Below are 20,747 nucleotides of genomic sequence, written 5' to 3' on the forward strand. Positions count from 1 at the left end.
GGCCGGTAGCAGAGGCTTTCAGCCGAAGAGCAAGCCACCCGTTCTCACGGGTGGTTTTGACTATATGCAACAATGAAAAAAGACACCCTAAGGTGTCCTCATATTATGAAGGCGGTAGACGGATTTGAACCGACGATCAAGCTTTTGCAGAGCCGTGCCTTACCACTTGGCTATACCGCCATAACAGATACCATTCTATCGAAAAAACAAAGATTCGTCAAGCCTCTTTCATCAAATTGGCTGGTTGATTGTTCAAACTGCCTATTTACAAGAAATATAAAGAGGCTGAAAGACATTCAACTTCTTTGTATTAATTATAACTGTTGTATATTGATTACTAACACGTATGTCTTGATTATTGTCTAATCAAGTAATCAAAGGCTCCGATAGCATTTGTAGCACTAGACCCCATGGAAATAATGATTTGTTTGTAGGCGCTGTCAGTATAGTCACCTGCTGCAAAAATACCAGAGATATTTGTTGAACCAAATTTATCAACGATAATATCTTGGCGTTCATTGAGTTCAATACCACTGTATTTGAGCCAAGCAGTACTTGGTACAAGACCAATTCGAACAAAGACACCCTCAAGGTTAAGATGTTTTTCTTCATTTGTATCACGCTCAACGTACCTCAAACCAGTCACATAATCTTGACCCAGAATTTTTTTGTTGCAACGTTCTTAAGAATGGTTAGATTATCCGTTTTAGCAGCTCGTTCTTGTAAGACTTGATCTGACTTTAATTCAGGTAAGAACTCTAAGACCGTAACATGTTTAGTGATACCGGCTAAATCTAAAGCCGCTTCCAAACCTGAGTTACCACCACCGATAACGGCAATATTTTTCTCTTCAAATAGTGGACCATCAAAGTGTGAGCAGTAAGTAACACCTTTGTTGCGGAATTCTTCCTCGCCAGGAATGTTGATATTACGCCATTTGGCTCCGAGAGCTAGGATAGCAGTTTTGGATTTTAAAACGGCACCGTTAGCCAGTGTTACTTCAATGAGTTCTTTCTTTTCAATGCCAGTAGCTAATTGACTTTTGATGATATCAACGTCGTAAGATTTAGTATACTCTTCAACTTGGTCCATTAACTTAGTACCTTCTGTATATAGCGTACCAATCATGTTTTCAATACCAACTGTCTCAATAACTTGTCCTCCAAAGGTTTCTGCTAAAAGACCAGTTTTTAGTCCTTTACGGGTAGCATAAATTGCAGCACTGTTTCCAGCAGGACCACCACCAATAATCAAAACATCATAGACACCTTTATCAGCGAAAGCTTCAGCATCAAATGGGCCGTCGAGTTTTTCTACAAGCTGTTCAATACTTGCACGACCAGATGTAAATTCTTCTTGGTCTTTAACCGTAGGAACAGACAAGATACCTTTCGCTTTGACTTTACCCTGATACATACCACCTTCAATCATAGTATGTGTGATATTTAGGTTCAAAACAGTCATAATATTAAAAGCTTGAACGATATCTGGGCAATTAATATTTTCATCTGTTACAGTGATGAATTCCCCATTTTGAGAAGCTTGTGCTGAAAATTCTATAATTTCTTTTCCGACTAATGACAAAATAATGTCATCCTCTATTTTTGAAAGCCTAATTATAAACAAAATACTTATTAATCTTAAAGAAAACGATTTTATTTTTTAATGAAAGCATGTTTTTTCCAATGAGGTTATTGATTTTATAGCTTGTCAAATATCACTTTTTTTGATAAACTACTATAGTTACCTAGAGTGACAAATACTCATTTTAAGCCGATTGTGGTCTTGTTGCCGCAAGGTGGGACTGCAAGTCTAAAGCTTAGAAGAGGAAAAAACAATTTTTTAAGGAGAAATACTCATGGCAGTAATTTCAATGAAACAACTTCTTGAGGCTGGTGTTCACTTTGGTCACCAAACTCGTCGCTGGAATCCTAAGATGGCTAAATACATCTTCACAGAACGTAACGGAATCCACGTTATCGACTTGCAACAAACTGTAAAAATGGCTGACACAGCTTACGAATTCGTTCGTGAAGCAGCAGCTAACGATGCAGTAATCTTGTTCGTTGGTACTAAAAAACAAGCTGCTGAAGCAGTTGCTGAAGAAGCAACTCGTGCTGGTCAATACTACATCAATCACCGTTGGTTGGGTGGTACTCTTACAAACTGGGATACTATCCAAAAACGTATCGCTCGTTTGAAAGAAATCAAACAAATGGAAGCTGATGGAACTTTCGAAGTTCTTCCTAAGAAAGAAGTTGCACTTCTTAACAAACAACGTGCACGTCTTGAAAAATTCTTGGGTGGTATCGAAGATATGCCTCGTATTCCAGATGTAATCTACATCGTTGACCCACACAAAGAACAAATCGCTGTTAAAGAAGCTAAAAAACTTGGTATCCCAGTTGTAGCAATGGTTGATACAAACGCTGATCCAGATGAGATCGATGTAATCATCCCAGCTAACGATGACGCTATCCGTGCTGTTAAATTGATCACTTCAAAAATGGCTGACGCTATCATCGAAGGTAACCAAGGGGAAGATGCTTCTGCAGATTTCCAAGAAGCAGCTGCAGCTGATTCAATTGAAGAAATCGTTGAAGTTGTCGAAGGTGACAATAACTAATCTTTAGGATTAGTTAGGGTATGATGCCCACTAAAGATACGACAAATACCTAAGGGGCGGGGCTCAGCCCAGCCCCTTAATTTTATAAAATAAATTTGGAGAAAAACAAAATGGCAGAAATCACAGCTAAACTTGTTAAGGAATTACGCGAAAAATCTGGTGCTGGTGTCATGGACGCTAAAAAAGCATTAGTTGAAGTTGATGGCGATATCGAAAAAGCGATTGAATTGCTTCGCGAAAAAGGTATGGCTAAAGCAGCTAAGAAAGCTGACCGTGTTGCAGCTGAAGGTTTGACTGGTGTTTACGTTAACGGTAACGTTGCAGCAGTTGTTGAAGTTAACGCTGAAACTGACTTCGTTGCGAAGAACGCTCAATTCGTTGAGTTGGTAAACGAAACAGCTAAAGTGATTGCTGAAGGTAAACCAGCTAACAACGAAGAAGCACTTGCATTGACTATGCCTTCAGGTGAAACTCTTGAAGCTGCATATGTAACTGCTACAGCTACTATCGGTGAAAAGATTTCATTCCGTCGTTTTGCAGTTGTTGAGAAAACTGATGCACAACACTTCGGAGCTTACCAACACAACGGTGGACGTATCGGTGTTGTTTCAGTTATCGAGGGTGGAGATGATGCTCTTGCAAAACAAATCTCAATGCACATCGCAGCGATGAAACCAACTGTTCTTTCATACACTGAATTGGATGAACAATTTGTTAAAGATGAATTGGCACAACTTAACCACGCTATCGATCAAGATAACGAAAGCCGTGCAATGGTTAACAAACCAGCTCTTCCACACCTTAAATATGGATCTAAAGCTCAATTGACTGATGCTGTTCTTGCTCAAGCTGAAGAAGATATCAAAGCTGAGTTGACTGCTGAAGGTAAACCAGAAAAAATCTGGGATAAAATCATCCCAGGTAAAATGGACCGCTTCTTGCTTGACAACACTAAAGTTGACCAAGCGTACACTCTTCTTGCTCAAGTTTACATCATGGACGACAGCAAAACAGTTGAAGCTTACCTTGAATCAGTAAACGCTTCAGTAGTAGAATTCGTTCGCTTTGAAGTTGGTGAAGGTATCGAAAAAGCATCTAACGACTTTGAATCAGAAGTTGCAGCTACAATGGCAGCAGCACTTAACAACTAATTCTAGTTGCTAGATAAAAAGAAAGAAGTTACGTAAATGAATCGTAACTTCTTTTTTTGTTATTAAAAAACATCTGAGCATGCCCCAGACGTTAACAAAGTAATTAATGAGCGAAGGTATTTACACCAAGTAGAAGAGAGAGTGTTCCCATGATGATACCTGCAAGGATAACCCCCAGCATAACAGCTAGAACACTGCGCTTAAAGTCCCAATCTAGGATAGATGCTGCGAGGGTACCAGTCCAAGCTCCTGTTCCTGGAAGTGGAATTCCTACAAAGAGTAGAAGGGACCAGAAGACACCTTTGTCTCCAGCGGCTTTTTCAAGCTTTTGACCCCCACTATGACCTTTTTTTAGACACCAGGTAAAGAAGCCACCGATAAGAGGTTTGTCAGCACCCCACTCGAGAACACGGCGGGCGAAGAAGAAAATAATTGGAACTGGAATCATGTTTCCAATGACACAAAGAATGAGGGCCTGCCACCAAGGAATACCTGAGGCGATAGCAACAGGAACAGCTCCACGGAGCTCCACTAAAGGAATCATAGAGATTAAGAGTGCAATGATGTATTTCATGAGTAACCTTTCATAGGGAAATAAATAAGAGATAAGACTCAAAGTGAGATGAGCTTTATCAAGAGTGATAAGACTAGTACTACTGCGAAAGTGCTAAAAAGTACTTGTTGGATTAGATAGGTCTCAGCCTGTCAAAGTGGATAGAAAATTTGAATCAAACACCTTAAGTTACCTAATATTTTAGTCTTATTCATTGTATCTTATATGTTCTCTAATGACAACTTTAAAAAGCTTTTCGAGAGTATAGTTTCCCATGAGCTGACATTTTTGGTATAATAATAGTCAGTTATAGTCAAATTAGACTGGAGGAATTAAGATGGCAAGAAATACATCAGATAGTATAGAAGAATATATTAAAGAATTGCTGGGCCAGTCTGGAACTGCTGAGATTCAACGGTCGAACTTGGCAGATGCTTTTCAAGTAGTACCAAGTCAGATTAACTATGTTATCAAGACTCGTTTTACAGAGAGTCGTGGGTATATTGTTGAGAGTAAACGTGGTGGTGGCGGCTATATTCGCATTGTCAAAGTTAGATTCTCCGACAAACACCATATGATTAATGATTTGCTGCAAAATTTGGCAGATCAGCTCAGCGAGCAGGTATTTACAGACTTGATTCAGTTGCTTTTTGATGAAAAAATCATCACTGAACGTGAGGGAAATTTGATTTTAGCAACTGCTAGTGATGATGTTTTAGGCGCAGATGCGGCTGCTACTCGTTCGCGTATTCTACGCTCGCTATTACTTAGATTGGATAGAAAAGGAAATTAGATGACGACATATTCAAGAAAAATGCAGGCCATTTTCCATCGTGCTCAGCTTGAGGCAGAGCGTTTTGGAAGTCCTTTCTTGGAGACTTGGCATGTGCTTCTGGCTATGGTTGAGGTTCCAGGATCTGTAGCCTACTTAACCTTTACTGATTTTGAGGACCGTATTCGTGCGGAAGAGATTGAGACCGCTGCTGTACTAGCGATGGAGAAAAGTCCGAAAGACTTGTCTGAATCAGATATTATCGATTTACGTGCACAGTCACATGCTTTAGAGGCTATGTTGCAAGAGGCAGAGGGAATTGCTAGTGTGACTGGTGCTGTAGAGGTAGGGTCTGAACATGTATTGATGGCTTTCCTTCTTCATAAGGATTTGATGGTTTGTCGTCTCCTTGAAGTTGCTGGTTTTCAATATAAAGATGACAGCGATAAGCCTCGCATTATCGATTTACGACGTTCTTTGGAGCGTTACGCAGGTCTTAGTAAGCAAGATTTGAAGGCCATTCATGACCTTCGTAAGCCTAAAAAATCAAAGGCATCAGGAAATTTTGCTAATATGATGCAGCCTCCTCAATCTTCTACTGGGGAACTGTCAGATTACACCAAAGACTTAACGGCAGTAGCCGAGTCAGGTGCCCTTGATCCTGTTATTGGACGTGAGAAAGAGATTTCACGCATGATTCAGGTTTTGAGTCGTAAAACGAAGAATAATCCAGTTCTTGTAGGTGAAGCAGGTGTTGGTAAGACGGCACTTGCGCTTGGCTTGGCACAGCGTATTGCTTCAGGCGAAGTACCTTTTGAGTTGGCTGATATGCGTATCTTAGAGCTTGATATGATGAGTGTGGTTGCAGGAACACGTTTCCGTGGCGATTTCGAAGAACGTATGAATCAAATCATTGATGAGATTGAAGCTGATGGAAAAATCATTCTCTTTATTGACGAATTGCATACGATTATTGGTTCTGGTTCAGGTATTGATAGTACCTTAGATGCGGCGAATATTTTGAAACCTGCTCTAGCACGTGGGACCCTTCATATGGTTGGAGCAACTACTCAAGCTGAGTACCAGAAGCATATTGAGAAAGATGCAGCTCTTTCTCGCCGTTTTGCTAAGATTACAATTGAGGAGCCAAGTGTAGCTGAGGCGATTGATATTCTAAAAGGCCTACGTTCGTCTTATGAAGACTATCATCGTGTAACGATTACTGATGAGGCAGTTGAGACAGCGGTCAAGGCGGCCCACCGTTATTTGACGAGTAAAAACTTACCTGACTCTGCCATTGATCTTTTAGATGAAGCAAGTGCCACTGTTCAAGGTCGTATCAAAAAAGAAGCCAAACGTGAGATAACACCTTTGGATGAAGCACTTCTATCTGGTGATATGAAGGTTGCTGTTAAACAATATAAAGCTAGCCAAAAAGCAAAATTACCAAAACCTGCCTTGGTAGATGCAGATCAGATTATGCAAACCCTTAGTCGTCTATCAGGTATTCCTGTTGAGAAGATGACTCAGGCAGATAGCAAGCGTTACTTGAATCTGGAAGCAGAGCTTCACAAACGTGTTATTGGTCAAGACGAAGCAGTTTCGGCGATTAGTCGTGCTATTCGTCGTAACCAGTCAGGTATTCGTACTGGAAAACGTCCGATTGGTTCCTTCATGTTCCTAGGACCTACTGGTGTTGGTAAGACAGAATTGGCCAAGGCTTTGGCGGAAGTTCTCTTTGATGATGAGTCAGCTTTGCTTCGTTTTGATATGTCAGAATACATGGAAAAATTTGCGGCTAGCCGACTTAACGGTGCTCCTCCAGGTTATGTTGGATATGATGAGGGTGGTGAATTAACAGAGAAAGTTCGCAATAAGCCTTACTCAGTTCTCCTCTTTGACGAGGTGGAAAAGGCTCACCCAGATATTTTCAACATCCTCTTACAGGTTTTGGATGACGGTGTTTTGACAGATAGCCGTGGTCGTAAGGTTGACTTTTCAAACACTATCATCATTATGACCTCAAACTTGGGAGCGACTGCTCTTCGTGATGATAAAACTGTTGGTTTTGGAGCCCAAGAAATTTCTCATAATCACCAAGCTATGCAGTCACGTATTATGGAAGAACTTAAGAAGGCCTACCGTCCAGAATTTATTAACCGTATTGATGAGAAGGTTGTCTTCCATAGCTTAGAGGAAGAGCAACTTCGTGAGATTGTCAAGATTATGGTGAAACCGTTGGTATCAGCTTTGGCTGAAAAAGGGATTGACTTGAAATTCCAACCAGCTGCCCTTAAGCATTTAGCTAAAGATGGCTATGATGTTGAGATGGGTGCTCGTCCATTACGTCGTACGATTCAAACTCAAGTGGAGGATAAATTATCTGAGCTCTTACTAGGTGGTCAAGTAGTTAGTGGACAAACTCTTAAAATCGGCTGCTCGAAAGATAAATTAACCTTTACAGTAGTGTAAAAATCAAACAAAAAGACAGATTACAGGTGTAGTTTGTCTTTTTTTGTGTCAATAGGAGTCAATGTAGAGTCAATCTTTCTGTAAAGTAGGTGTAAAAGAAAAAGCCGAGCCACGCTCGACTGTAAGTATTAGAGTTTCTCGTTGACAAAGGTGACAAAGTGATTCCACCAAACCTTGAGGAAGAAGCTTTTCTTAACTTCTTTACCAGCAACCAGTTCCATGCTTGGCATGCCTTGATTAGGTAGGTAGCCTTCTCCTACAAGATCCTTATCTTCAAAGGTGGCTGTTCCCACCTTGTCTCCTGCCTTGACAGGGGCTTGCATCTGGTTGGTAGTGACTTTAATGTGTTTGTTATTGTTGGCATCTATTTTTTGGATAATATTAAAGTCAGACTTAGCGACGGCAGTGACTTGCTTAGATTTACCATCAAGGACAGAGGCTTGACTTTTACCGATGGCTTGTCCTTTTTTGGCAATGGTCTTGCTTTCCCAATGATAGACTACGTAGTTAAGTAGGTCGTTAGTTGCAGTGAAACGGGCGTAATCATCAGTATCGGTATTATCAGAATTCAAAATGACTGCGATAATGCTCATGCCACTTTCATTTGAGTGGGCCACGAAGGAAGCACCAGCCAAGTCGGTGGTACCTGTTTTTAGACCATCAACTCCTTTACGGTAACTAGGTTGTCCCTTAAGCATATAGTTGGAGGTTTTGAGTTTGTTGACACCATCAAAGTCAGCCTCAGTTTTTTTAGTGATATCGAGAATTTCAGGATATTCTTTCACCACGTGTTGCGCAATGACAGCAACGTCCTTAGCACTCATGGTGTTTTCTTCGTCAGATTTAGAGCCTGGATAGATATTGTCACCTAAGTAAGAATTATTGAGACCAGAGGCATTGACAATCTTGGCATCAGTGATACCCCAATCTTTAAGTTGGGCTTTCATCATGTCGACAAACTTACTTTCGGTTCCTCCGATTTCCTCGGCTAGAGCAATAGATGCACTGTTGGCACTGGCAATAAGGGTTGCGTCAAGAAGTTGTTTGACAGTGTATTTGCGGGCATCTAGTGGAATATTAGATACTCCGGCACTGACAGTTAGTTCAAAGGGATAGTCAGAAATATCAACTTTGCTGTTCCATTTGAGGTCTCCCTGATCTACCGCTTTATAAACCATATAGGCTGTTAGGAGCTTGGTAATAGAGCCAATTCCAGCAGAGGTAGTGGCATCTTTTTCGTATAAAATTTTGCCAGTATTAGCTTCGACAGCGACGGCATGTTTGGCTGCGGCATCATATCCTTTTTTCTTATCTGCTGCAAAAGCAGGGGCTACGCTTCCCAGACAGAGTAAGAAGGTCATCATAAGCGTAATCAGTTTTTTCATGGTTTGTTCCTTCATGTGTTTTGGATATTTATTATACCACATTTTGAGAGGAACTTAAGGTGTTGAGAATGGGCTTTTACTTACAAGACCAATTTTGAAGGCAAGATAAAACTACCTTTTGATATTTAAAAGGTAGTTTTGTGTTTACTTATTTCCTGTAAAGAAATTAACGATATGGTTCCACCAAACTTTTAAGAAGAAACTTTTCTTGATAGATTGGTTGGCTGTTACCGAAATTTGAGGGGGATCAGAGATGTAACCTGTTCCTACGAGATCCTTGTCATCAAAGGTTGCTGTTCCAATAGTGTCGCCTTTTTTGATAGGTGCTGTTATAGTTTTTGCTTTGATTTTAACAGCATCATTTTTGCTGTTTATTTTTTGAACGACTATAAGGTCTGACTCGAGCTTAGCAGAGATGGTTTGACTGTCTCCATCGGCTACCTTAATATCATTTTTCTTGACGATTTGTCCTTTGGTGTTGAGGGTTTTGATTTCCCAGTTTTGAGTCACATAATCTAGCAACTCATTTGTGGCTGTGAATCTGGCAGCTTCATCCTCTCCGCCATTGTCCGCATTCATAACAACTGTAATCAAACTCATGCCATGTTCATTGGAGTGGGCTACAAAGGATGCCCCTGCAAGTTCGGTTGTTCCAGTCTTGAGTCCATCAACGCCTTCACGGTAGTTGTCTTGCCCCTCCAACATGTAGTTGTGTGTCGTTAATTTGTTGTCACGTTCGAAATCAGTTTCGGTTTGCTTGGTGATTTCAAGTACCTGAGGATAGTCTTTGATGAGGTGGTCTGCAATAATGGCAACATCTAGAGCACTCATAGTATTTTCGTCATCTGGTTTAGAGCCAGGATAGCGGTTATCCCCAAGGTATTTATTGTTTAGACCAGAAGCGTTAAATAATTTAGCATCTGTAATGCCCCATTCTTTAAGTTGGGCTGTCATAGTGTCAACAAAGGCACTCTCTGTTCCTGAGATTTTTTCAGCTAGAGCAATTGCTGCACTGTTGGCACTACTAATGAGGGTGGCATCTAAGAGTTGTTTGACAGTATATTTTCGAGAATCTAGTGGGATATTTGAAACTTCTGAATCAACTGTTAGGTTGAATGGATAGTCTGAGATATTTACCTCAGTGTCCCAATTAATTTTACCTTGATCAACAGCTTTATAGACCATGTAGGCTGTCAGGATTTTCGTCATTGAAGCAACGCCATTAGGAGTGGTGGCATCTTTTTCATAGAGCACTTTTCCTGTAGTGGTTTCGATAGCGATCGCATGTTTTGCAGCAACATTGAAGTCATCAGTCTGATCTTGTGCTAGGGCAGGTGTTGTTAGGCCTATTAAGATTAAGGTAATCATAATGATGTGTTGTAATTTTTTCATAGTCATTCCTTTGGCTCTCATAAGTGTTTATTATATCACAAAACCACTTAAATATCTGAAATCGAGAAAAGCTTGGAGTGCAACTTATGCCGAAGCTCTGCCATTTTCGACTATAATATGGTAAAATGGAAGTTATATCAAATGAATGATATAAAGTTGACCAGTTCGTTTTTGTGGGGCTGGTTATGGATAAAAAGAGGGATCAAACATGGCTAAACAAACTTTTGAGATGACCTTTGCAGGACGCCCACTTGTTGTGGAAGTGGGACATGTAGCCAAGCAGGCTAATGGTGCCGTTGTAGTACGTTATGGAGATACAACCGTATTGTCAGCAGCTGTTATGTCTAAAAAGATGGCAACTGCAGATTTCTTTCCATTACAGGTTAATTATGAGGAAAAAATGTATGCGGCTGGTAAGTTCCCGGGAGGTTTTAATAAGCGTGAAGGCCGTCCTTCAACAGACGCCACTTTGACTGCTCGTCTTATTGATCGTCCTATTCGTCCTATGTTTGCGGAGGGGTTTCGTAACGAAGTTCAAGTCATTAATACTGTTCTCTCTTATGATGAAAATGCTAGTGCGCCAATGGCAGCTATGTTTGGGAGTTCTTTAGCACTTTCTATTTCGGATATTCCTTTCAATGGTCCCATTGCTGGGGTTCAAGTGGCTTATGCAGCGGAAGATTTCATCATCAACCCAAGTGCATCAGATAAAGACGTTTCACAGTTAGACTTGACAGTGGCCGGTACCAAGGAAGCCATCAATATGGTAGAATCAGGTGCTCAGGAATTGTCAGAGGACATCATGTTGCAAGCACTTTTGAAGGGACATGAAGCTATTCAAGAGTTGGTTGATTTCCAAAATTATATTGTTGCGGCTGTTGGTAAGGAAAAGGCTGAGGTTGAACTACTCCAAGTTGATGCTGAATTGAAAGTCGAAATCGAAACGGCTTATTATGATCAGTTAGCTAAGGCTGTTCAGGTGGAAGAAAAACTGGCGCGTGAAGCAGCAACCCAGGCTGTTAAAGAAGAGGTCCTTACTTCTTATCAAGAACGCTTCGCAGAAGATGAAGATAAGGAAACTATTCTACGTGATGTGGTAGAAATCCTTGAGCAGATGGAACATGCTGAAGTGCGCCGTCTGATTACAGAAGACAAGGTTCGTCCTGATGGTCGTCGTGTGGATGAAATCCGTCCTTTGGACGCAGAGATTGACTTTCTTCCTAAGGTTCATGGTTCAGGTCTCTTTACACGTGGACAAACCCAGGCCTTATCAGTCTTGACTTTAGCCCCTATGAGTGATACACAACTTGTTGATGGTTTGGATCCAGAGTATAAGAAACGTTTCCTTCACCACTACAATTTCCCTCAGTATTCGGTGGGTGAAACAGGGCGTTACGGTGCACCAGGTCGTCGTGAAATTGGTCATGGAGCCTTGGGTGAGCGAGCCCTTGCTCAAGTTCTCCCAAGTATCGAAGAGTTTCCATATGCTATCCGTTTGGTAGCTGAAGTCTTGGAGTCAAATGGGTCTTCTTCACAGGCTTCTATTTGTGCAGGTACTTTGGCTCTTATGGCCGGTGGGGTGCCGATTAAGGCACCTGTTGCGGGGATTGCCATGGGCCTTATTTCAGATGGAACTAACTACACTGTTCTAACCGATATTCAAGGTTTGGAAGATCATTTTGGCGATATGGACTTTAAGGTGGCTGGTACACGTCGAGGTATTACAGCTCTTCAGATGGATATTAAGATTTCAGGTATTACACCTGCCATTCTCGAAGAGGCTTTGGCTCAAGCCAAGGTAGCTCGTTTTGAGATTCTTGATGTTATCGAGGCAGTAATCGCTGAGCCACGTCCAGAGTTGGCTCCAACAGCGCCTAAGATTGATAGTATTCAGATTCCTGTTGACAAGATTAAGGTTGTCATCGGTAAAGGTGGCGAAACAATTGACAAGATTATTGCTGAGACTGGTGTCACTATTGATATCGATGAAGAGGGACTTGTTCAGATTTTCTCTAGTGATCAGGATGCTATTAACCGTGCCAAAACAATTATTTCCGATCTTGTACGTGAAGCAAAGGTTGGCGAGGTCTACACTGTACCAGTTGTGCGTATTGAAAAGTTCGGTGCCTTTGTCCATCTCTTTAATAAGACAGATGCTCTCGTCCACATCTCAGAACTAGCTTGGGAACGCACTGAGCGTGTCGAAGATGTGGTTAAGGTTGGGGATATGGTAACTGTTAAAATTATCAAAATCGATGAAAAAGGACGTATCGATGCCTCAATTAAGACCTTACTTCCTAAGCCCGAAAAGATTGAAGACGGGGAAAATGAAGGAGAGCATCGTCACCGCCGTCGTTCTCATCACAAACCACGCCACCATAATGAAAATGGTAAAGCACCGCAAAATCCTGATAAATCAGAAATGAAAGAACAGACAGAAGAATGACAGAAAATCAAGAATTGCAAGCTTTTGATGAAACCTTGAGAGAGTTTTTAACGGAACCAGACCACTTTTTAACCAGTCTGGCTTTGATTAATCACCTACAACGTACTCCCGTCTTGGCTGCCCAAGACCTCTACGCAGTTGAAGTAGAAGGCAAGAAGGTTGTTCCTGTCTTCACTAGTGAACAGGACCTACAATCTTTTAAAGCTACTCAAGAGAGTGCTCGAGAGCAAACTTGGGTAGAACGTTCGAGCTTAGATGTTTTAACACAACTGGTTCAGGCAGAGCTTTTTGGTCTTGCTTTCAATTTAAAAGAGGATGGTGATTTCTCAAATACCACTCTTTTTGCAAGCAGTGAACTCATCCAGTTTATCAACTATTTCACTCAGACCTTAAATAATCTTTTGGGTGAGGAAAACCAAAAGGCAGCTCCTAAAGATAAGATTTATCTTGTTCCAGCCTTCATTCACAAACGCGAGGAAGATGGCCAGGATGACCGTCTCTTTGCGACCATGTCGAATGCAGAGGGACAGAGTTATGTACCTGTGTTTACGAACTTAACGAGCTTTGCAAAATGGTATGGTAACGAGACTTTTGGTCTACCTTTCCGTAAGGCTAAAGGGACGATTTTGCAATGGCCACTGTCAGAAATTTACCAGCCTTCAACAGGCGAAAATGAGTTGGACAAGGTTCAAGGTATTGTCATCAATCCTTTTGATGACCAGCCTGAGTTAATCGATTGGGCTTATTTTGAAGGGGATAGCGAGTAGACCTAGTGTTCTCAACTTTCCACTTTAAAGAATAATAGGACAACAGCAAACAATAATAACAATAATGATATAAGGAGTGACCTATATGGGGTGGTGGAAAGAAAGTATTGATATTGTAAAGAAAAATGACCCAGCGGCTCGGACAAGTTTGGAGGTTCTTTTAACCTATCCTGGTCTAAAGGCTTTGGCCGCTCATCGCATCTCACATTTTCTCTGGCGCCACCATTGTCGACTGTTAGCTCGTATGCATAGTCAATTTTGGCGATTTTGGACTCAGATTGAGATTCATCCTGGGGCTCAGATTGCTGAAGGTGTCTTTATTGATCACGGTTCTGGCCTTGTCATTGGTGAAACAGCTGTGGTTGAAAAAGGAGCTATGCTCTATCACGGTGTTACTTTAGGTGGTACTGGTAAAGATGTCGGAAAACGTCACCCAACCGTTCGTGAGGGTGCATTGGTTTCAGCCCATGCTCAGGTTATTGGTCCTATTGAGATTGGGAAAAATGCTAAGGTAGGTGCAGCAGCTGTGGTTGTTGCCGATGTCCCAGAAGATGTTACGGTAGTTGGTGTCCCTGCTAAGGTCGTACGTGTTCACGGTAAAAAGGATGAAGAAGTGATTCATGACATTGAGGAAGGTCGTGAATACTATAGCGAAAAGCTAGAAGATCTTCTAAAAGCAGCAAGCTTTCACTCATCACGTCTATAAGGACAGAAAAAGATGAAACTCTTTAGTTCAAAGGTGACTCGATTGACGGTCGTGGGCCCCTTTGCCCTTGTCTACATTGCTTTACATAGAGCAGATTATAGTATGGCCGCCTTATGGTTTTGCATTGCTCTGTTATGGGCCGGTCTTGTTTTTAAGCAACGACACAAGTGAGATTTGAGTAATGAAACAATTCTTCAAGGACAATCCTTTTTTGGTCTTCTATATAGTTGGGAGTTTTCTTTCAGCTATGTCTCTCTTGGCTCAAGGTCAGCTAGTTGCGGCTATTTGGATTATAATTCTCGTTATACTCTTGTGTTTGTACCTAAACCATATCAAGGATAAAAAATAGTTTCCAGTTAATTGAAAGGAATCTCAAGTGATTAAAATTTATGATACGATGACACGTTCGCTCCGTGATTTTGTACCTTTGACAGAAAATGTTGTCAATATGTATATCTGCGGACCAACAGTTTACAATTATATTCATATCGGAAATGCCCGTTCAGCAGTAGCTTTTGATACTATTCGTCGTTATTTTGAGTATTGTGGCTATACAGTCAACTATATTTCCAACTTTACGGATGTAGATGATAAAATTATTAAGGCAGCCAATGAAGCTGGTATTTCGACCAAAGAATTATCAGACAAGTTTATCACAGCCTTTATGGAAGATACCGCACAACTTGGAATCAAACCAGCGACACAAAATCCTCGTGTTATTAACTACATGGATGAAATTATTGCATTTGTGTCAACCTTGATTGATAAAGGTTTTGCTTATGTTGCTGAAGGTGATGTATACTTCCAAGTAGCTAAGTCAAAAAATTATGCAAAATTAGCTAATAAGACCTTGGAAGATCTTGAAATTGGTGCTAGCGGACGTACGGATGCTGAGACAGATCGTAAGGAAAATCCTCTGGATTTTGCCCTTTGGAAAGCTGCCAAAGAAGGAGAGATTTCTTGGGAAAGTCCTTGGGGACCTGGACGTCCAGGCTGGCACATCGAATGTTCTGTTATGGCGACTGAAATCCTTGGGAATACTATCGATATCCATGGTGGAGGTGCGGACCTTGAGTTCCCACACCATACTAATGAAATCGCACAATCAGAAGCCAAAACTGGTAAGACCTTCGCTAATTATTGGATGCACAACGGTTTTGTTAATGTGGACAATGAGAAAATGTCAAAATCCTTGGGTAACTTTGTGACTGTCCATGATATGCTTAAGACGGTTGATGGGCAAGTGCTTCGCTTCTTCCTAGCGACACAACAGTATCGTAAACCAATTAACTTTACCGAGAAAGCTATCCATGATGCTGAAGTCAATCTCAAGTATTTGAAAAATACGCACAGTCTTCCCTTGACAGATCAGGTGAATCAAGATGAGTTGCAAACTTATCTTGATGCTTTCCAGGTGGCTATGGATGATGACTTTAATACGGCAAATGGTGTGACTGTTCTGTTTGATATGGCCAAATGGATTAATTCAGGCAACTATGATGAAACTGTTAAAGATGCTTTTGAAAAAATGCTCCAAGTTTTCGGTATTGTTTTCGAAGAAGAAGTTCTTGATGAAGATATCGAAAAACTCATTGAAGAGCGTCAGGCAGCGCGTGCTAACAAGGACTTTGCGACAGCAGACCGCATTCGTGATGAGTTAGCTGCTCAAGGTATCAAACTTCTTGATACCAGGGAGGGCGTGAGGTGGACACGTGACTAAATACCTTGATGTCAACCTTATTAATGGTATTGCTCTCGCCTTTGAGGGAGATGCTGTTTATTCCTTATACATTCGCCGTCACCTGATTTTTCAAGGACAGACTAAGCCAAATCAATTGCATCGTCTAGCTACACGCTATGTTTCCGCCAAGGCTCAAGCTAGCCTCATTGAAAAAATGATAGATCGAGAGCTTTTGACTGAAAAAGAGCTGGACATATACAAACGAGGTCGTAATGCTAAGAGTCATACCAAGGCTAAAAATACGGATGTTATTACCTATAAAATGTCAACAGGTTTCGAGGCAGTTATGGGTTATCTTCATATGACCGAGGATGTCGACCGCCTAGAAGAGTTGGTTACTTGGTGCATTGATGAAGTTGAGAAAGAAATCTAAAAATTCTGCTGAGAGCAGGATTTTTTGTTATTTAAAATTAATCTAGATTGTGAAAAAATAATAGATTATGTTAATAGTGAGGCATCAGCTCCGTAAGTTGATTTTTCTTCAGTTGAAGCCAAGGCAGAACCAACCAATCAAGTCAGCTCAGTGGGACCTCAACGTCATTGATGGTTGTCTCTTCAAGTGAGACAGATGAGGGTCTTCTTGAGGTACATTCTCAAGTTGATATTGTAGAGACGAGTGTTTCTATGACTACATCTTATTCAGAAGAGGCTCGTGTCCAAGATTTTGGTGAGGATCGATCAGTAGCTGCATCTGAGCGAGGAGAGGCAAGCGCAACATCTGAAGTGGCTTAAGAAACTGCTAGCTCTCTTGCATCGACAACTGCAGAAATAAGTCAGTTGGATAAAAATACAGAGTGAGAGTTTGACCTATTCGTCAAAAGTAACCTTTACAGACGGACTTATCTCAGAGATTTCCGGAAACAGTTCAACAAGCACAGACTCAATTGACATCTTCCAAACAGTAGGTAAAACCATTACCTAGGCTGAGAGAAAGATTGCAGAATCAATTGCAGATCCAGATACAATTGGTAAGCAGGTTTTGGCTGCTGCAACGCTTGTTCTGGTTCTTCTAGTGCTTTATCTAGTAGTAATTACATTTATTTAACATGCTTTGCCCTCGTAAGAGGGCTTTTTTTATGATAGAATGGGCATATGAAAACAACTAAAGAATCAAGCCTAGATATTGTTTATGGTGTGCATGCTGTAACGGAGAGTCTAGAAGCTAATACTGGAAACAAACTCTATATTCAAGACGATCTTCGAGGGAAAAATGTGGATGCTATTAAGGCTTTGGCAGCTGAAAAGAAGGTTTCCATCTCTTGGACACCGAAGAAGACCTTGTCTGATATGACAGGTGGGGCTGTTCATCAAGGTTTTGTCCTTCGTGTGTCAGAGTTCGCTTACTCTGATTTCTCAGTTATTATGGATAAGGCTGAGCAAGAGGAGAACCCTCTGATTCTCATTTTAGATGGACTTAATGATCCTCATAACTTTGGTTCTATCCTACGAACGGCTGATGCTACCCAGGTGACAGGAGTTATTATTCCCAAACATCGTGCTGTAGGGGTAACCCCTGTAGTTGCCAAGACATCAACAGGGGCAGTGGAGCATATTCCGATTGCGAGAGTGACTAATCTGAGCCAAACCCTTGATAAACTTAAAGAATCAGGCTTTTGGGTATTTGGTACAGATATGGACGGTACACCATCTCATAAATGGAACACAGCTGGTAAGCTTGCTCTTATCATTGGTAATGAAGGTAAGGGAATTTCTGCTAACATCAAGAAACAAGTTGACGAGATGATTACTATTCCTATGAGTGGCCATGTGCAGAGCCTAAACGCCAGTGTGGCAGCTGCAGTTCTTATGTATGAAGTTTATCGAAACCGATTGTAACTATGAAAAAAAGAATACTTCTGGTTGATGGTTATAATATGATTGCCTTTTGGCAAGAAACCCGTCAACTCTTTAAGGCCAATCAGCTTGACGAAGCTCGTGAAACACTGATTCGTAAGCTCAATCATTATGCCAACTTTGAGCATATTGATATCATCTGTGTGTTTGATGCCCAGTTTGTTCCAGGGAGCCGTCAGCGCTATGATCAGTACCGTGTTAGTGTTATTTTTACTGAGGCAGACGAGACAGCCGATAGCTATATTGAGCGCTCAGCAGCTGAAATGAATACTGTTCAAAATCTAGTTGAAGTGGCGACTAGTGACTTGAATGAACAGTGGGCCATCTTTTCTCAAGGAGCTTTACGTGTTTCAGCGCGTGAGTTGGAGGAGCGTGTTAATACCGTTAAGTCGGACTTAGACAAGATGTCAGCACATATTGACTTAACAACCCCCAAGTTACGTCCATGGGATGAAACACAATTAGGAAAATTACAGAACCTTTTAAATGAAATAGAATAGAGGGATATATGACATTTAAAATTTTGACAGATTCAACAGCAGATCTAGATGAAAAATGGGCTCAGGAGAATGATGTTGAACTTATTGGTCTGACCATTACGCTCGATGATATTACTTATGAGACCGTTGGTCCTAATCGATTAACGAGTGACCGTCTCTTGGAAGCTATGCAAGAAGGAGGTCAACCGACCACAAGTCAGGTGAATGTTGGTCAATTTGAAGAGGTTTTTCGTCGTCATGTTCAAAATGGTGATGCTCTTCTTTATCTTGCCTTCTCATCAGTGCTTTCAGGTACTTATCAAAGTGCTGTTATGGCGCGTGACATGATTTTAGATGAGTACCCAGAAGCTGTCATTGAGATTGTAGATACCCTGGCGGCAGCAGGTGGAGAAGGTTATCTTTCTATCTTGGCGGCAGAAGCTCGTGGCCAGGGTAAGAGTTTATCCGAAACGAAAGCCATGATTGAGGACATTCTGCCACGTTTACGGACCTATTTCTTAGTTGATGATCTCTACCATCTTATGCGTGGAGGTCGTCTTTCTAAGAGCTCAGCAATTATTGGTAGTTTGATTAATATCAAGCCTCTTCTTTGGCTAGACGCTTCAGGTAAGTTGGTTCCTTTGGCTAAAATCCGTGGACGTAAAAAAGCCATTAAAGAAATGGTCCTGAATGCTACTCAGGATATTGGACATAGCACAGCGATTGTCGCTTATGCTAATGATTTTGCAGCTGCGAAGAATCTAAAAGAACGATTGTTAGCAGTTGACGGCATTGAACAAGTTCTTATTATGCCACTTGGACCAGTTATTTCTACCCATGTCGGACCAGATACCTTAGCCGTCTTTACGATTGGTGAGGAAGCTAGATAGAAAAAATCAGATAGGTTTTCCTATCTGATTTTTTCGTTGTCTGAAATGATGTATCAATAGAAAATAAGAAGATAAATCATACAAAATGAATAGTATATTTAACATGATGTAAAACAATGCTGTAATAAATCTATAAAATGGAGGGAACAAAATGAAGGAGTCAAAGAAAAAGTAGCTAGCACGATGGATGAACGTGCTCAGTTAATCAGTAACAGCATCTGCTGCTGGAGGTTATGGAGTAGCCATGATTGGTATATTTGTAACGATTATGGTTACTGGTAAGACACACTCCGTATACTTAGCTCAGTCATTATTAATTATTACTTTCTTTGGATCTATGAGCGTGGTCGTAGTGCATAGCGTATCACGAAATGGGCATCCACGGTTACTGGACAAAAAATTGAGAAGAAAGTGTTCGTATTATCCTGAGTAATGTTGCTTTTTGGAATTGTTATATCATCAATTGGTTTGTTAAGTTTAGTACAGTCGATTGAGATGAATAATAATATTATGAGTAGTGTAGCATTTTTGACATTGGGTTTGATCCTTATTTGTGACGGATTGGTTATCATCAAAAAAATCAGAAAAAACCGTCTGGAAGAACTAGAAGACGAAGCATAGGGTTTTTAAATGAAAAATTTAAAATTAAAGTCAGCACGTGTGGCAAAAGACCTCACTCAACAAGGCTTAGCAGATGCTATAGGAGTCTCTCGCCAGACCATCTCACCTATTGAAAAGGGAGACTACAATCCGACCATGGATTTGTACATTGCCATCTGTAAAACATTAGACCAGCTTTTTTGGGGGAAGCTGAGGACTAGTTTGCATCCCTTAGAAGAGAGGTCGCTGGGGGTATTCTATTACCTAACTTATAAAACGGGAGCTAAAAAAATAAAAGAAAAAACACCTCCAAATGACTTGCCTTGGACGTGTTTTTTTGATATTATGTTAGACGGTATTGTTTACCCCATTTGAAAGGCCCCGGAACCTTCCAAATACTTTTTGATGGGAAGGAACACCCATCACTCGTAAACAAAAATCGAACTATATATAGGAGAAATCATGAACAAAACAACATTTATGGCTAAACCAGGCCAAGTTGAACGTAAATGGTATGTCGTTGACGCAACTGATGTGCCACTTGGACGTCTTTCTGCAGTAGTTGCTAGCGTACTTCGCGGAAAAAACAAACCAACTTTCACACCACACACTGATACAGGTGATTTCGTAATCGTTATCAATGCTGAAAAAGTTAAATTGACTGGTAAAAAAGCAACTGATAAGATCTACTATACTCACTCAATGTACCCAGGTGGATTGAAACAAATCTCAGCAGGTGAACTTCGTTCTAAAAACGCTGTTCGTTTGATTGAAAAATCAGTTAAAGGTATGCTTCCACACAACACTCTTGGACGCGCACAAGGTATGAAATTGAAAGTCTTCGTTGGCGGTGAGCACACTCACGCTGCACAACAACCAGAAGTACTTGATATCTCAGGACTTATCTAATTCT

16 protein-coding genes, 1 tRNA gene and 2 pseudogenes are annotated in these 20,747 nt (G+C 41.0%); 14 read left to right on the forward strand and 5 right to left on the reverse strand.

Translation table 11 applies throughout. The annotated features are described in order from the left end of the window. Window positions 1-109 precede the first annotated feature (109 nt). Window positions 110-180 (reverse strand) — tRNA-Cys (locus HMPREF9425_RS08665). 175 nt (window positions 181-355) lie between these two features. Beyond that, window positions 356-1,497, reverse strand: a pseudogene (ahpF, locus tag HMPREF9425_RS08675) (alkyl hydroperoxide reductase subunit F); the annotation flags it as partial. Between the two features lie 361 nt (window positions 1,498-1,858). Between ahpF and rpsB the strand changes: the two are divergent. Together rpsB and tsf are read left to right on the forward strand one after the other, a co-directional pair. Next, window positions 1,859-2,626 carry a 30S ribosomal protein S2 gene (rpsB, locus tag HMPREF9425_RS08680; protein WP_002886342.1) on the forward strand — a complete coding sequence of 256 codons (768 nt, stop codon included), beginning with the start codon at window positions 1,859-1,861 and terminating at the stop codon, window positions 2,624-2,626. A 110-nt stretch (window positions 2,627-2,736) separates the two neighbouring features. Next, window positions 2,737-3,777 carry a translation elongation factor Ts gene (gene tsf / locus HMPREF9425_RS08685; protein WP_003092376.1) on the forward strand — a complete coding sequence of 347 codons (1,041 nt, stop codon included), beginning with the start codon at window positions 2,737-2,739 and terminating at the stop codon, window positions 3,775-3,777. 103 nt (window positions 3,778-3,880) lie between these two features. On the opposite strand, the gene HMPREF9425_RS08690 is transcribed toward tsf, so the two are convergent. Then, complete coding sequence (locus HMPREF9425_RS08690; protein WP_003098309.1) at window positions 3,881-4,351, reverse strand: COG2426 family protein; 471 nt, start codon at window positions 4,349-4,351, stop codon at window positions 3,881-3,883. 316 nt (window positions 4,352-4,667) lie between these two features. On the opposite strand from HMPREF9425_RS08690, the gene HMPREF9425_RS08695 reads away from it, so the two are divergent. After that, window positions 4,668-5,123 carry a CtsR family transcriptional regulator gene (locus HMPREF9425_RS08695; RefSeq protein WP_003092291.1) on the forward strand — a complete coding sequence of 152 codons (456 nt, stop codon included), beginning with the start codon at window positions 4,668-4,670 and terminating at the stop codon, window positions 5,121-5,123. After that, complete coding sequence (locus tag HMPREF9425_RS08700; RefSeq protein ID WP_003098311.1) at window positions 5,124-7,574, forward strand: ATP-dependent Clp protease ATP-binding subunit; 2,451 nt, start codon at window positions 5,124-5,126, stop codon at window positions 7,572-7,574. It abuts the gene before it with no gap. A 128-nt stretch (window positions 7,575-7,702) separates the two neighbouring features. Here HMPREF9425_RS08700 and pbp3 (HMPREF9425_RS08705) read toward each other — a convergent pair whose 3' ends face one another. Next, window positions 7,703-8,959 carry a D-alanyl-D-alanine carboxypeptidase PBP3 gene (pbp3, locus tag HMPREF9425_RS08705; protein WP_037621858.1) on the reverse strand — a complete coding sequence of 419 codons (1,257 nt, stop codon included), beginning with the start codon at window positions 8,957-8,959 and terminating at the stop codon, window positions 7,703-7,705. A 144-nt stretch (window positions 8,960-9,103) separates the two neighbouring features. Then, window positions 9,104-10,351 (reverse strand): D-alanyl-D-alanine carboxypeptidase PBP3, encoded by a 1,248-nt coding sequence (pbp3, locus tag HMPREF9425_RS08710; protein WP_037621860.1) that lies wholly within the window; start codon window positions 10,349-10,351, stop codon window positions 9,104-9,106. Window positions 10,352-10,559: 208 nt separating this feature from the next. Between pbp3 (HMPREF9425_RS08710) and pnp the strand changes: the two genes are divergently transcribed. The 10 genes and pseudogenes from pnp to rplM all read left to right on the forward strand — a co-directional run bounded on the left by pnp (window position 10,560) and on the right by rplM (window position 20,743). After that, window positions 10,560-12,797, forward strand: coding sequence for a polyribonucleotide nucleotidyltransferase (pnp, locus tag HMPREF9425_RS08715; protein WP_003098316.1), 2,238 nt, complete (start codon window positions 10,560-10,562; stop codon window positions 12,795-12,797). Continuing rightward, window positions 12,794-13,564, forward strand: coding sequence for an SseB family protein (locus tag HMPREF9425_RS08720; protein WP_003098318.1), 771 nt, complete (start codon window positions 12,794-12,796; stop codon window positions 13,562-13,564). The genes pnp and HMPREF9425_RS08720 overlap by 4 nt, the downstream gene beginning before the upstream one ends. An 85-nt stretch (window positions 13,565-13,649) precedes the next feature. After that, window positions 13,650-14,270, forward strand: coding sequence for a serine O-acetyltransferase (cysE, locus tag HMPREF9425_RS08725; RefSeq protein ID WP_003092303.1), 621 nt, complete (start codon window positions 13,650-13,652; stop codon window positions 14,268-14,270). Window positions 14,271-14,646: 376 nt separating this feature from the next. Continuing rightward, a complete protein-coding gene (gene cysS / locus HMPREF9425_RS08730; protein WP_003098319.1) occupies window positions 14,647-15,990 on the forward strand; it encodes a cysteine--tRNA ligase in 1,344 nt (447 codons plus the stop codon). Further along, window positions 15,983-16,384: a Mini-ribonuclease 3 gene (locus HMPREF9425_RS08735; RefSeq protein ID WP_003098320.1), complete on the forward strand. Its 402-nt coding sequence runs from the start codon at window positions 15,983-15,985 to the stop codon at window positions 16,382-16,384. Before cysS ends, HMPREF9425_RS08735 begins: the two co-directional genes overlap by 8 nt. A 719-nt stretch (window positions 16,385-17,103) precedes the next feature. Further along, on the forward strand, window positions 17,104-17,847 hold the full coding sequence (gene rlmB, locus HMPREF9425_RS08745; protein WP_003098325.1) for a 23S rRNA (guanosine(2251)-2'-O)-methyltransferase RlmB: 744 nt from the start codon (window positions 17,104-17,106) through the stop codon (window positions 17,845-17,847). Between the two features lie 2 nt (window positions 17,848-17,849). Further along, window positions 17,850-18,365, forward strand: coding sequence for an NYN domain-containing protein (locus HMPREF9425_RS08750; RefSeq protein WP_003098327.1), 516 nt, complete (start codon window positions 17,850-17,852; stop codon window positions 18,363-18,365). 8 nt (window positions 18,366-18,373) lie between these two features. Further along, the gene (locus HMPREF9425_RS08755; protein WP_003098328.1) at window positions 18,374-19,234 is read left to right on the forward strand and encodes a DegV family protein; all 861 of its coding nucleotides are present in this window, start codon (window positions 18,374-18,376) and stop codon (window positions 19,232-19,234) included. Window positions 19,235-19,864: 630 nt separating this feature from the next. Then, a pseudogene (locus HMPREF9425_RS08765) lies at window positions 19,865-20,038 on the forward strand (helix-turn-helix transcriptional regulator); the annotation flags it as partial. Window positions 20,039-20,296: 258 nt separating this feature from the next. Then, window positions 20,297-20,743 (forward strand): 50S ribosomal protein L13, encoded by a 447-nt coding sequence (rplM, locus tag HMPREF9425_RS08770; protein ID WP_002886374.1) that lies wholly within the window; start codon window positions 20,297-20,299, stop codon window positions 20,741-20,743. The last annotated feature ends 4 nt before the right edge of the window (window positions 20,744-20,747 follow it).

It is taken from the genome of Streptococcus vestibularis ATCC 49124 (assembly GCF_000188295.1).
Lineage (GTDB): Bacteria > Bacillota > Bacilli > Lactobacillales > Streptococcaceae > Streptococcus > Streptococcus vestibularis.